10 protein-coding genes and 2 pseudogenes are annotated in these 13,187 nt (G+C 50.6%); 2 read left to right on the top strand and 10 right to left on the bottom strand.

Going from position 1 to position 13,187, the window contains the following annotated elements; all coding sequences use genetic code 11:
- Positions 1-1,175 precede the first annotated feature (1,175 nt).
- Positions 1,176-1,532 (bottom strand): outer membrane protein assembly factor BamE, encoded by a 357-nt coding sequence (locus tag IT774_RS10765; protein ID WP_195809788.1) that lies wholly within the window; start codon positions 1,530-1,532, stop codon positions 1,176-1,178.
- Between the two features lie 121 nt (positions 1,533-1,653).
- Positions 1,654-3,338 (bottom strand): annotated as a pseudogene (recN, locus tag IT774_RS10760) (DNA repair protein RecN).
- Between the two features lie 496 nt (positions 3,339-3,834).
- Here recN and IT774_RS10755 point away from each other — a divergent pair.
- Positions 3,835-4,893, top strand: coding sequence for a Gfo/Idh/MocA family protein (locus IT774_RS10755; protein ID WP_218958916.1), 1,059 nt, complete (start codon positions 3,835-3,837; stop codon positions 4,891-4,893).
- Positions 4,894-5,153: 260 nt separating this feature from the next.
- Positions 5,154-6,061 (top strand): annotated as a pseudogene (gene glsB / locus IT774_RS10750) (glutaminase B).
- On the opposite strand, the gene IT774_RS10745 reads toward glsB, so the two are convergent.
- From IT774_RS10745 to IT774_RS17460, 8 genes are all read right to left on the bottom strand, one after another.
- Positions 6,055-7,122 carry a lipocalin-like domain-containing protein gene (locus IT774_RS10745; protein ID WP_195809787.1) on the bottom strand — a complete coding sequence of 356 codons (1,068 nt, stop codon included), beginning with the start codon at positions 7,120-7,122 and terminating at the stop codon, positions 6,055-6,057. The pseudogene glsB and the gene IT774_RS10745 sit on opposite strands and share 7 nt — an antisense overlap.
- Complete coding sequence (locus IT774_RS10740; RefSeq protein WP_195809786.1) at positions 7,119-7,748, bottom strand: FtsX-like permease family protein; 630 nt, start codon at positions 7,746-7,748, stop codon at positions 7,119-7,121. Before IT774_RS10740 ends, IT774_RS10745 begins: the two co-directional genes overlap by 4 nt.
- 41 nt (positions 7,749-7,789) lie before the next feature.
- Positions 7,790-9,631 (bottom strand): FtsX-like permease family protein, encoded by a 1,842-nt coding sequence (locus IT774_RS10735; RefSeq protein WP_195809785.1) that lies wholly within the window; start codon positions 9,629-9,631, stop codon positions 7,790-7,792.
- Positions 9,573-10,154 (bottom strand): ABC transporter ATP-binding protein, encoded by a 582-nt coding sequence (locus tag IT774_RS10730; RefSeq protein WP_232364959.1) that lies wholly within the window; start codon positions 10,152-10,154, stop codon positions 9,573-9,575. Before IT774_RS10730 ends, IT774_RS10735 begins: the two co-directional genes overlap by 59 nt.
- Positions 10,155-10,480: 326 nt before the next feature.
- A complete protein-coding gene (gene nadK / locus IT774_RS10725) occupies positions 10,481-11,356 on the bottom strand; it encodes an NAD(+) kinase (protein WP_195809784.1) in 876 nt (291 codons plus the stop codon).
- A 69-nt stretch (positions 11,357-11,425) separates the two neighbouring features.
- Entirely contained in the window at positions 11,426-12,196 is a 771-nt protein-coding gene (locus IT774_RS10720) for a 3-hydroxybutyrate dehydrogenase (RefSeq protein ID WP_195809783.1), read from the bottom strand.
- Positions 12,193-12,897 (bottom strand): extracellular catalytic domain type 2 short-chain-length polyhydroxyalkanoate depolymerase, encoded by a 705-nt coding sequence (locus tag IT774_RS10715; protein WP_456300157.1) that lies wholly within the window; start codon positions 12,895-12,897, stop codon positions 12,193-12,195. Before IT774_RS10715 ends, IT774_RS10720 begins: the two co-directional genes overlap by 4 nt.
- On the bottom strand, positions 12,867-13,184 hold the full coding sequence (locus IT774_RS17460; RefSeq protein WP_232364957.1) for a hypothetical protein: 318 nt from the start codon (positions 13,182-13,184) through the stop codon (positions 12,867-12,869). Before IT774_RS17460 ends, IT774_RS10715 begins: the two co-directional genes overlap by 31 nt.
- Between the last annotated feature and the right edge of the window lie 3 nt (positions 13,185-13,187).

The raw sequence follows: 13,187 nt of genomic DNA, 5'->3' as shown, positions 1-13,187 counted from the left end.
TTTTTTATAACGCCCGCTCTGCATGCCCCTAAGCATAAGCCGCCTCCCCTGTTGGTATCGGCGGTTGGCCTGAAACCGTAAGCATCAATCAGTATCAGTGGTCGCTGGCTCGAAACATTCTGGCAGTCTCAGGCTAAACTCATCTTAACGTGACGCTGGTGATCGGCTATAGCAATACTCTGTTTTCAGGCTTCAACACCAGCAGCTTGTTATTAGACCAGCTGTCACTCATGGCCAGGGCGCAGTGCCGACCACATGAGTTTGCAACACAAAACTATTTTAATTGGTGGTGCCGCAGCGCTTTAAAGCATTCAAAATATAGAATGTCATTAGGATGGAACACCCAGTCATTCGAGTTAACCGGCTATTTTTAACTTATCGCCTCGTCAATGGGCTTTATTACCGGATAAACCGTTTTTGTTTTTCTATTGCGAAAAAATACCGGTAGAGCCAACGCGAGTCAGCCACGTTATCAGAGCTTACACCACCAAGCGTCAGCTGAGCCGATATGCAATATTTTACTCAGATTAGGCAACCTCGAATAATTAGTTACATTCTTTTGCTGGTTAAAATACAGCCAAATCTGCCATCGCCGATAGACTCATAGTGCAGAAAAAATCAAATGATAACCGGTGCACCTAAGCGCCAGTAAGGAAGATGTATGCAGTGTAATCAAAGGGTGAGCAGAGTTTGTCTATTGTGGGGCGCGGCTATCATCAGCTCAGCGATACTTCAGGCATCCGCGGTCCTAACGTTGCTGATTCTGCCGCTACTGGCTTTGATTTCCATTAACGCTATCAAAAACTAAGGTACTGGTTAGCATTATAGTTTGCTCAACAACGCTTGCTGAGTAAGGGGCCTTAAGGTTATGCCTAAAGCATGACAGGCGTTATCGGCTTTTGTCGTCCCCAGTTTAAGGTCCAGGCGCGAGCTACAACCAGATACCCTCAGGCAAAAACCGGTCGCCCGGATTACCAGATTTTAACAAATGCGATCCCTGTCTTGCGCCAGATTCTGCTGCGTCAAAATAATTCAGAAAAGGTGAGCTTAGCTGCGCGCCCACAAGCAGACTTGTGGGCAGACATTATTCGCAAATCTGCTTAGCAGAAGCTACCGACTGTGCAGGCAGGCAGGCTATCTCATAGGCGTAAAGTGAAGCATTCCTATGTATAGAATTACTGGTCCAGTGGTGTATCAAAGTCTTCAGAAAGCTCAAAGTCGCCATCTGCTTTAGCTAGCTTGCCATCATCAAATGACAATACCAGCTGTTTTTGAAAGTCTTTGCCGCGTTTGCTCATCCCGCGTTTCATATCGTACACATAATACCAGGTATCTTTGTTAAATGAGTCTTCAACCACCGGGTTTCCGAGAACATAAGCAACCTGCTCTTTGCTCATGCCCATACGCAATTCTTTCACATCACCGGTATCCAGAAAGTTACCCTGAGGTACATCAATTCGATAAATCCAGTTCGAGCAGGCTGTGGCAGTAACCATTACTGCCGCCAGCAAAATAGTTTGATACAACTTCATGTAAGTGTTTAATCCAGTCACATTTTAATTTGTTTTTACCCGCACACTTAATGTCGTATGCGAATATACTGTATAGCGCGAAGCATGCTACCCCAGTCAACTATGACCAATCAACCGCTTATTAGTTCGTTTCTACACATTTCAATAATTCGCGAGCATTAGCCAACGCAGTATCCGTTACCTTGTCACCTGCCAATAATCGGGCTAATTCGTCCACCCGATCTTGTTCGGTCAGGGCAAGCATTCGTGTTTCGGTACTTTCCCCGTCGGTGAGTTTGGTAACAAACAACTGATTGTGTGCCTGGGCCGCCACTTGCGGTAAGTGGGTTACGCACATAACCTGATTTTGTTTACCTAGCGAACGCAATAAGCCGCCCACAATGGAGGCGGTGGGACCGCTGATACCGGTATCAACTTCATCAAAAATCATGGTAGGGGTGGTGTTGTGATCGCTGGCAATGACCTGAATCGCCAGGCCAATACGCGAAAGTTCACCGCCGGAAACCACTTTGTCCAGGCGATCAGGATCCTGGCCAGGGTTGGTGGACACCTTCATGGTAATCTCATCTAACCCAGATACCGTGGGTGTTTTTGCCGGATTAAACTGGACATCGACCCAGACTCTGGCATGTGCCATATTCATTTTTTGATTTGTTGTTCTATCGCATCGGCAAATCCCGTTGCCGCTGACTGGCGTGACATGGATAACTGTTCAGCACTTGCAGCATAATCCTGCTGAGCCTGCACCACTTCAGCTTCCAGTGTTTCCAGCGCCGACTCCTGCTGATTCAGCGTCTCAAATTCCAACAACAATTGCTGGTGAAAGGTATAGAGTTCTTCTGGCTCGACATTGTGCTTGCGGGCCAGTTCCATCGCTTTGCTGTAGCGGGATTCGACCTGTTGTAAACGCAAGGGATCGATTTCCAGTGCATCACAATAGGCCCGCAGTTCCTGAGATGCTTCCTCCACCTGAATGACCGCATCATTAAGTAGCGACAATATCGGGGTGAGGGTAGCATCATGCTCTTCCAGCGCGCTTAAGTTGTCCATACTGGTCTGAATGATCGACAGTGCATTGCCATCATCATTTTCATACAGGTTAAAAAAGCTGGTTTGAGCCTGTTCAAGCAATGACTGACCATTACTTAGCCGGCGATGCTCGGTTTCTAATTCAATAAACTCACCATCACTCAAAGCAAAGTCGTTTAACTCCTCGACTTGATACGCCAGCAATTGCTGCCGATCAGTTCTGTTTCTGGCTTGTTCGTGCAAATGCTTTAATTCAGATTGTTTTTGTTGCCAGAGGCGGTAGCCGCTGGCGACCTGTTTGATTAACCCGGCATGGCCTGCGTAATTATCGGTAAGCTGGCGCTGAACATCTTCTTTTAATAACTGAAGGTGAGTATTCTGCCCATGAATTGCCAACAGAAACTGTCCCAACGCTTTAAGTTGCTGCAATGATACAGCAGTACCGTTAATAAAGGCTTTAGAGCGACCTTCTCGTGAAATAACCCGGCGGATAAAACAGCCATTAGGATCGTCTTCGCAATCAAGCTCCTGCTCGTTAAGCCAATGCCTGGCAGCACTGTTTTTTTCAATAGAAAAGTGCGCCACAATTTCGGCTTTTGCTGCTTCTTTTCTCACCGCGCCGGCATCGGCTCGCTCACCCAGACATAAGCTTAACGCGTCAATCGCGATAGATTTACCAGCCCCGGTTTCCCCGGTAATGGCAGTTAAGCCAGCCTCAAAATTTACCGCCAACTGCTTTACAACCGCAAAGTTTTTTATCGAAAGATGCACTAACATAGAAAGGTACTCGATGTTTATACAGTATGTGTGAATTTATACAGTAGTGCGGGGCCGGTTTCAATTGATTGTGCAAAATTAATTCTACAAAAAACGGCGCTACTCCATTTGAATCTTCCTGGAATGGCGGTTGTAGCAGTACCACGGTGGCTAAAAAAATCGCAAGCCATTCCCCTCTCAACCGGTGGTGCCCGGCTTTTTAAATTAGGCAAGAATCATGGTTTGAAGAGGTAAGAAGCTGGTTTGAATATAGATTAGCAAAGGAAAGTAGGGTTTTAGAAAAGTGCTGAGCCAAAACTTATTCAGTTAAATTCATTCTTAAACGCCCGGCATCAGTCCGGGCTTTGCTATTACTGCGTAATACCTCAGTTTTTTCTTCTGACGGCGCTGAATATGACTTTATACAGCTGCAATCAACAACTTAAACGGTTATGGTGTGATGATGTTTTTGAGTAGGAAACCTTTGGTGAAATACCTGATATTTTGGACCATGTTTATGTTTGCATTTGCTACCAACGCGCAGGAGAAACTCAATATTGGGGTGGTAGGGCTTACCCATACTCATGTTCACTGGATATTTGAAAGCCAGAAGCGCGGAGACTTTGTTATCAGTGGCATTGTTGAGCCAGATAAGGCACTGGCCCGTCGCTATGCCAAACGCCATGATTTTAGCATGGAGCTGGTTTATCCTGATATGGCTACGATGCTGGATAAAACCCGTCCTGAAGCACTGGCAGCTTTTGGTAGTATCGCCGAGCATTTGGAGGTAGTGCAAACCGCAGCGCCCAGAGGCATCCATGTCATGGTCGAAAAGCCATTGGCGCTGAATATGAATCAGGCCAGACAAATGTACCAGCTGGCAACACAACATCAGATTCATTTGTTGACCAATTACGAAACTACCTGGTATCCCACTAATCACAGGGTGAAGCAGCAGTTAGACAACGATGCCGTGGGGCCGGTGCGCAAAGTGATTGTCCGGGACGGACACAAGGGCCCGGTCAAACTTGATATTAATTCGGAATTTCTGGACTGGCTGCTTGATCCGGCACAAAGTGGCGGCGGCGCGCTGATGGATTTTGGGTGTTATGGTGCAAATTTAATGACCTGGCTGAAAAACGGCCAGATGCCGACGCATGTGACCGCCATCACCGAGCAACTGCAACCTGACAATCATCAGGATGTAGAAGATGAGGCGACGATTATCTTATCGTACCCCGACAATCGGACGCAGTTTCGTCAGCGTACGGCCAGAGATTACGATGACTTTGACCAGACCCGGGTAATCTTGAAAGAGCGGCCATATCCCTATGATGATCCTTTCAGCTATTTAAAAGCCGTAATAGAGGGCAGGATTACCCCAGCCCTTATGATCTTTCGTCTTTGGAAAATAATATGCGGGTCATGCAAATTCTGGATGCAGCTCGCCGCAGTGCCAGCAGCGGTCAGCGGGTATCACTTGAACCGCTGCCGGAGCTTGACCTGCAAGCCTCTGAAGCCAGCGGTCGGTGATGCTTGCGGGTCAGGCGGCCGGGTTTTATGCTGGCCATGCTAAACGGATCTCAACTAAGACCAGAACCGCGAAATTAACCATTTTGATTTGGTATAGTGTAATCGCACAATGCAGATAAGCGCGATCTTGCAGCGTAAAAGACGCGTATCAGCTTTCACGCAAGTAATTGTTCAATGGGTTTTTGTAATAATGCAGCACACTGTGAAGACATTTGCTTCTACCCGGGAATTTATTAATCACGCGGGTAAACAGGCCTGTGATGTTAAGGAGGGCCGCATCGGTCAGATGTTATGACACAGGCAATGCAATCATTGTTAGATGAAATCTACAACGAAGTAATCCCCATGCTGGGCAGGGGCAAAGTGGCCGACTATATCCCGGCACTGGCTTCTGTGGAAGCGCAGCAATTTGGCATCGCCATTTGTGATAACGACGGGAATATATCTACAGTAGGGGACGCCCATGTCCCATTTTCTATTCAAAGTATTTCCAAAGTGTTCAATCTGGTACTCGCCATCAACCATTACGGTGAGGAGCTATGGGATCGCGTAAGCTGCGAGCCTTCAGGCCTGCCTTTCAATTCGCTGGTGCAGCTTGAATACGAAAATGGGGTGCCGCGCAATCCGTTTATTAATGCCGGCGCGCTGGTGATCAGTGACATGAACCAGTCCCGTTTTGCCTCCCCCATCTGGCGATGCGTGATTTTGTCAGACGACTGTCTGAAAATGACGAAATCACTGCTAACCGCGATGTGGCAGATTCTGAATTTGAATACCGCGCCCGTAACGCCGCTTCTGCATACTTAATGAAAGCCTTCGGTAATTTCGAGAATGAAGTAGAAGAGGTGCTACACAGCTATTTTTATAATTGTGCGCTGGAAATGTCCTGCGTAGATTTGGCCAAAGCAGGCAGTTTTTTGGCCAACCGGGGGTATTCAAAAGGCGCGGAAGAACAGATCCTGACACCGTCACAAACCAGCCAGGTGAATGCATTACTGGCTACCAGTGGTATGTATAATGAGGCGGGAAGTTTTGCTTTTCAGGTAGGATTGCCGGGCAAAAGTGGGGTAGGCGGTGGTATTATTGCGGTAGTGCCGGGACGCTTCTCTATCTGTGTATTTTCGCCGGCGCTGAACTCCATGGGCAATTCGCTGATGGGGATGGCCGCATTAACCTCACTCACTAAACACATTAACTGGTCGGTTTACTGATACCCGGTTAGTTCCATAAAACCATCACCCTGATGGCTGCCGGTAACCTTTACCCGTCCTTCGTAATAAGAAAACCGGCTGGCATTCCACTGGCCTTTCTTAAAGGGTTTGATGGTCAGTGACATGGCCGGCCTGGCGATGTCGATTTGCCATGTTACCGGTACCTTGCGTTGATTGATCCGCTCGTAACCTAATGCCTGGATTGATAAGTCCGACTCTTTGAGGGTGGTCGCCCGGCCCTGAGCAGTAATATAGGTACCGGTGAGGTATGGCGGTTGGTCATTGACATGCATTGCGAACATCATCAGCTTATCACCGTTATCCAGATGCAGTGAAAACCAGTCCCAGCCCAGCGCGTCCTTATCTGCCAACTGACTGGACCATTCGTGATCAAACCAGCCTGAGCCTTGTACCTTTTCTGTTTTCCCATTTAGGGTCAGCTGGCCCGCGGCATGAATAAAAGGCTGACTATAATAATACGAGCGGTATTTCTGGCTTCGGGATTTTACGCTGTATCCCTGCTGCCCGTGGGCAATGTAAGGACCCTGACTGGCCATGGATAAAGACAGACGGGTGTCATCATCTACCTTGAGCTGTAACGTGGAGGGGAAGGGGGCCGTCCCTTCAGCCTGCCACAACCAGTCATCTATAAAAGCGCTAAAGGGGGATGCCGTAATACCGGCTGTGCCGACCTTACCAGCGGCAAAACGTTCGCTGAAAACATGGTCTTCGGGGCTGTGCAACGAAACATGACCCATCCACTGCTGCGCATCAGCCCAGTCACTGTCATAAGGCGGATTGGTTAAAAAGCGAAACAGGGTAAATTGCGCCCCATAAGGGGTCTGATGTTCATCTTGCAATACCAGGGTCAGATACCACCATTCAAGCTGATACTGCGGATGCGCGCCGTGATCATCTGGTAGCTTCACCGGATTTTCCGGGGTTACCCGGGCGGTCGTTGCCGGCGCTGAGGTGTCGTTAAACAAACTGGTACGCGGCGCGGGTTCTGTGCATCCGGTTAACAGCAGCACCAGGCAGAAGAGCGTAACACGCATGCTCATAAAGGGGTCTCCTGACGCAAGTCGACCTTGCCTTCTATTCTGGCGATCGGCAGCAGTAAAATGATCAACACCACGAATAAACTTAGCGCCAGACTGTTTAGCAATACCATTACTGAAACCTGCATGGGATACACCCAGAAAAACGCAAATCGGTTAACCATATTGATAAAGACCCATGCCAGCAGGATGCCGAATGGCAGCGCCAGTAACGCGGTGACCAAGCACAGCAACATGTACTGTGCGGTCAGCATGGCTTTAACCTGCAACTGTGCTACTCCCATGGTTCGTAACACATTAAGCTGTGGACGCAGGTCCAGGGTGATCACGCTAACCGATACGGCAAATGCCATTCCCGCCACCAGCAAGGTAGCGATATTCAGTGCATCAGTCACCACAAAGGTACGATCGAATGTCTGCATCGATTTTTTCAACAGCTGTGAAGAGGCATACACCTCCCCCAGGCTGGCCAGCCGCGCCAGATCGGATTTTGCTGCCCCATACAAAGCCGTAACCCCGGCATAGCCGGTATCGGGCGAAAACGTGCTGAAGGGCAACAATAGCTGGCTGTCGGGATTGCCATAATCGGGATAAATGGCGGCAACCGTGTAGGTCGCAGACTTGGGCATCGCCGGTGCCTGGAGGTTTTGCGTGTATACCGGCCCCAGGGTCAGTCTGTCCCCGAGCTTAAGATGCTGGCGAAAGGCCAGCTGCTGATTGATAAATACTGCTTTATTTGTTGCAAACAATGACCAGCCCTCGGGACCAGCTTATCCAGCGTCAGACTGTCGCGGGCCGTCTCGTCGGTCGCGTAACTGCGCACCGTTACCCGCTGCTGGCTGACCATGGTAGTGCCCCGATATAAGTGACGGGCATCAATATGCTTGGCAATCATGTCGGCGGAAGGTTTTTCCTCTGCGTACAAATACACCGGCGCGGCCAGCCGTTGTTGCAACCATCTTTCGGTGGCGTGCCTGAAGCTGTCGGTCATGACATTCATGCCAATATTGGCCGCCAGCGCAATAAAAAAAGCACAGACCGACAGGCGACTTTTAAAGGATAATTGATGGGTACTGGCGGCCACATAACTAAGCAGGGGCCGGGAAGCGGGCGTAAGCTTGCTTATCAGTGCGCTAAAGGCCGGCAGCCACAGTACAATAATGCCACAACCCCCGAGTAATACACCGGCTACGGCCAGCAGCGCCGTGATGGTGGAGTTTGCTATTGCCAGCCCCACACTCACCAGACTCACCACGATTAGGGTGATAATGCCGCGGGCGGCCAGTGACAGTGGCTGGTGGCGAGTTTGGGAGGCCAGTAATGCGCCGGAAAGCTGCCGCGCAGGGATCACAAAAAACACTGCCAGGGCTGCGAAGCTGGCGATAAAAGCCCCGCTCATCATCTCGGTTAACAGCGGGGGAGGGGCGACAAATGCACTGTCGAGCAACCCTTTAAAAGTGGATTTGAGCACCGGCGTCAGCTGCCGGGTGAGCATCACCGCCGCGAGCACCCCCAGGGGCGCGGCAATAATGCAATACAACGCCAGCTCGCTCATCAGCGCCAGCAACAGGCTGGCTTTGCTTACCCCCAGCTGACGTAGGCGCAGAATAAAAAACAACCGGGCCCGATACATCAGCGTTAACGCGTTTAACACAATAAACAACGCCACTACGCCCATCAGCACCCCCATGGCCCACAGATTTAACTGAAAACTTTTTGCCAGCGTGCCGTTACTCGTGGTTACTGGCGCTGGCTGATACTGCAAATGCGCAGGCAGTTGATGCTTTAAGTCGCGTATACGACTCTCGCTTAGCGGCCTGGAAATGAGCAGAGCCTTGAGCGGGGTATTTTGTAAGGTGGTGGTCCGGGTATAAAAAGCCCGCAGCGACATAACCAGGGTATCCGCAGGCAGCTGACTCACTGCCAGCGGCGAAGACAATTTCACGCCCCGGCTTCGGGATACCCCCGCGTCGCACACGAGCTTGTCAGCCAGTTCCGGATGGGCATAGCTGATTGCCGTGGCCATGGTCGTAGCTGATGAAGAGCCGGTCGTGCCGGTACCTGGAGCCAAGGCGGCTTGCATGTCTTTTAGCAGCGATGAGGAAGACAGGGCCAGCATATCCACCCCTAACAGGGTTAAGGAGTGCGATGAGGTAGTAGCATCAACAGCAGATACGTCGGCAGCTTTGGCCGCAGTGGTGCATGCAAGGGTATCTGTTTGTTGAGCCATCGCTACCAACCCGGTAAAGCCGGCCCGGCGTAGCTCGGCGTAGTCGCGCCGGGTCAGGGGCTTATCAGAGGTTCGTGCAACAATGGCGGCGCCATTGAATATTGATGCTTCTGAGCGGCCCAGTTCGCCCTGACGCGCGCCTTCGTTGATAAGCAATACGGAAGAAAAACCCCCGGTAGCGACCATCACCGCCAGTATAATCAGCAATGGTTGCCAGGGCTTATTACGGGCGGTGGCCAACATCACCGATGCCACCAGCCAGGCTCTTGCTAACATGCGCATGGATGGCCTGTTCATGGATGGTGGTGTAATACGCCGTGGCGTAACCATAGGGGCGGCTGGCCTGCTCAGCCACCTCATTACTGTGGGTGACCACCACCAGTGTCGTGTTCAGCTCAATGCAGGTGGTATACAAAGCCTGGGTGACCCTTTCGCTGGTGGTTTCATCCAGATTGCCGGTGGGTTCGTCGGCCAGCACCACCGCCGGACGGTGCGCCAGCGCGCGGGCAATGGCGACCCGCTGCTGCTCGCCGCCCGACAGGGCACTGGCGGGCTTTTTACTAAGCTCAACGATACCAAGCATGGTCATCAACCGGCGCAGATACGCCTTATCGGTTACACCTTTTAAGCGGGCGGTAAACGCAATGTTGTCCCACACATTCAAACAGTCGAGTAAGTTGTAACTTTGAAAAATCACCCCCAACTCGTTGCGGCGAAACGCATCGCCCTGTTTAGCACTGGCAAAAGGCAGGGTGGCGGCGCCAATGCGAATTTGTCCGGCATCAGCAGGTTCAAAGCCGGCCATCAGGCTTAGCAAGGTAGACTTGCCACAGCCAGAGGCCCCCGGATACTTACCGATGCACCTTTTTCGACCTCTAACGACAGCTTATCGATAATTGGAGCGGCGGTTTGAGGGTATTGCTTTACCAGGTCCCTGATCTGAATCATAAACAAAATACAGTGTGTTGAGCGACAAATCAGATAATTACGCAGCCCCACCGGGAAAGTCCAGTGAAGCCTGTGTTAGTTTTCGAACTTTTGATTAAAGCTTAAATCGGGCTGGGGGATTCTGAAAACCTGGCGGGTCTCCGTGAGCCTACGGGGTTAATCGCGCCCTCCGGCTCGCAAAGGCTAATAAAGCTTGCTGCCCCAGCTCAGTTTATTTTGCAGCACATTAAAGTAGCTGTATCCCTTGGGGTGAACCAGCGACAGGGTATCTTTGCTTTTTTGCACCTTAATTTCATCGCCCGGCAATACCGGTAGCACAATATGACTGTCACAACTGACCTGCAGATTATCACTGTTAACATGTGACACCCGCATCGATACCGTACAGCTGGCATCCACCACAATCGGACGGCTGCTCAGAGTATGAGGAAACATCGGCACCAGTGACAATGCATCCAGTTTGGGCATAATAATCGGCCCGCCTGCCGACAACGAATAAGCCGTAGAGCCTGTCGGTGTTGCCACAATCAGCCCATCGGAGCGTTGCGAAAACACAAACTGATCATCAATGTAAATTTCAAATTCCATCATGTGCGCCACTTTACCGTGGTGCAGCACAATTTCATTTACCGCGGTGTTGCTGCTTTTTAGTTTTTCGTGACGATACACCCCCACTTCCAGTAAAAAGCGCTGCTCCACAATCGCCTGACCTTCAAATATCAGGTCCAGCTGCTCGGTGATTTCATCAGGGTGGATATCGGTGAGAAAGCCAAGATTGCCCCGGTTGACCCCCACCACATGAATGTCGAACCGAGACAGTACCCGGGCTGCCCCAAGCATACTGCCATCGCCGCCGACTACCACGGCTAAGTCGGCCTGCTTACCAATCTGCACCAGATTATGGCCGGGAATCGCGGGATCTTTGAGCTCATGCCGGATAGTTTCTTCAATTAATACCTCACAGCCACGCTGTTGCAAATACTCAATAAGATGGTTCAGCGTACTCTGGGTTTCGGCATGACCGGGTTTTCCGATTAAACCTACCGTTTTATAGGACATGAAAAACAAGCATTCCTGACAGTAATGATAGGTTGGACAGTAGCACAAAAAAACGGAAAAAAGAAAGTGTTACCGGGCAGTCCAGCCCCCATCCAGTACCAGCGTCTGGGCAGTCATATTACGTGCCCCCGGGCTGATCAGAAACTGGGTTGAAGCTGCCAGCTCTTCGATAGAAATAAAGGCTTTTTTAGGCATAGGCTTTAGCATTATCTCACTAATAACCTGTTCCTCACTGATGCCGTTGGCGTTAGCCTGATCAGCAATTTGTTGTTCCACCAACGGGGTTTTTACATAGGCCGGACACAAGGTGTTGATGGTAATATCGGCCTGTTCCACTTCTAGGGCAATGGTTTTGGCCAGCCCCAGCAGACCATGTTTGGCGGCCACATACGCCGATTTATAGGGAGAGGCTACCAGGGAATGAATCGACCCGATATTGATAATGCGGCCAAAGTTACGGCTTTTCATGCCGGGTAAAAATGCCTGACATAACAGGGCTGGGCCCACCAGCATAATATTAATCAGCTGCTGCCATTTTTGTGCAGGGAAGGCTTCGAGCTTAGCAACATGCTGAATGCCGGCATTGTTTACCAGGATGTCTACCGGGGTGTCGGCCAGGGCTTCAGGCAACATAGCCACGCCCTGGGCATCGGTGACATCTACCGCGATAGCGCTGGCAGACAAGCCTTTGTTGATGAGGCTTGTCGCGGCTTCATTCGCGGCTTTTTCATTTATATCCGCCAGAATGACATGATGACCGGATTGGGCCAGGACTTCGGCAATACCAAAGCCTATGCCACTGGCTCCGCCGGTGATAAACACATTATAGGCCGTTTTCATAATGACTCCTGTTGTTTGATATACGCATCCACGATGGCCATCACCGCATTAATTTGCGCGCCCTCCCGGGTGGCATAATTTTCATCCGTGTAGCCCCACCAATCCCAGCAACCCTGTGGGTTTAAAGGCATAAATAGAGATTTTCGTGTTTGCGGATAAAACACCACCATATTGTTGGTCTCGGCCCAGCGGTTTAAACCTGTTTGCTCCACGTAGGCTTTACCTACTGCCTCAGCATACTGATTACAGCCATGAAAACTAATATGTACCCGGCATTCAGCCCCCTCGGCGCAGCTTTGGGGCACATACGCATAACCTGTCTGAGCCAGGGTATCGGCTTGTGAGCCAGCCAGGGCGTGTTGATCATAACTGATAATTTTGCCGGCCAGGGTCTTGGCAGGCTCTGCCAGGTCATCGTACATAAACTGCAAGGCTGCACCGGCAGCATCATAATTACAGTTGCCAATATAGGGGCTGCTGGACGCGGCGCACCCTTCGCCTTGGTTCAGGGTAGGGAACACGTGGCCAAAGGGTTTGTCTTTTATATAGCGAAGATTGTCAGGGTTGATCCACCGCTGGTACTGCTGGTACAGCAAGGTAGTGACCGCTTCAGCCACTTTCTGATCGCGGGCGCCATGAAACAACCAGACTTTGTCGTCTTTAAGCTCGCTCAGCGGGGCCAGTCTGCCCGCCGCGGCCAGCTGTTCAACATGGGCATTAAGCTGATTGATATCAGTGGTGTCGGCGGTCTTATCGACACAGCCCCCAGCGCCACCGTAATATCATTTTGAGCACAATAAAACGGCCCGGCACTGATAATGGCCGCTCCGTCTACCCGATCGCTGTAGGCCAGGTGAAACTGATTCGCCATGTAGCCTCCCGAGGATAAGCCTGACACTGTGATAGCATCTGCGGTAAGGGTAAGTTCTTTGGCCATAACCGGCATAGTGACCAAACTACAGGCAATGGCTATTAGGGTTTTGTTCATGAT

The sequence above is a fragment of the Salinimonas marina genome (genome assembly GCF_015644725.1).
Classification (GTDB): Bacteria; Pseudomonadota; Gammaproteobacteria; order Enterobacterales; family Alteromonadaceae; genus Alteromonas.
The sequence above is the reverse complement of the archived record's forward strand: the minus strand, read 5'-3'. Positions and strand labels throughout refer to the sequence as shown.

Excerpts from the sequence above, each read along its gene's own strand:
- IT774_RS10730 (WP_232364959.1), bottom strand. The coding sequence starts at position 10,154 with ATGGCCGGCTTTGAACCTGCTGATGCCGGACAAATTCGCATTGGCGCC.
- IT774_RS10765 (WP_195809788.1), bottom strand. The coding sequence starts at position 1,532 with ATGAAGTTGTATCAAACTATTTTGCTGGCGGCAGTAATGGTTACTGCC.
- IT774_RS10720 (WP_195809783.1), bottom strand. The coding sequence starts at position 12,196 with ATGAAAACGGCCTATAATGTGTTTATCACCGGCGGAGCCAGTGGCATA.
- IT774_RS10740 (WP_195809786.1), bottom strand. The coding sequence starts at position 7,748 with ATGCCCAAGTCTGCGACCTACACGGTTGCCGCCATTTATCCCGATTAT.
- nadK (WP_195809784.1), bottom strand. The coding sequence starts at position 11,356 with ATGTCCTATAAAACGGTAGGTTTAATCGGAAAACCCGGTCATGCCGAA.
- IT774_RS10735 (WP_195809785.1), bottom strand. The coding sequence starts at position 9,631 with ATGCGCATGTTAGCAAGAGCCTGGCTGGTGGCATCGGTGATGTTGGCC.
- IT774_RS17460 (WP_232364957.1), bottom strand. The coding sequence starts at position 13,184 with ATGAACAAAACCCTAATAGCCATTGCCTGTAGTTTGGTCACTATGCCG.
- IT774_RS10745 (WP_195809787.1), bottom strand. The coding sequence starts at position 7,122 with ATGAGCATGCGTGTTACGCTCTTCTGCCTGGTGCTGCTGTTAACCGGA.
- IT774_RS10755 (WP_218958916.1), top strand. The coding sequence starts at position 3,835 with ATGTTTGCATTTGCTACCAACGCGCAGGAGAAACTCAATATTGGGGTG.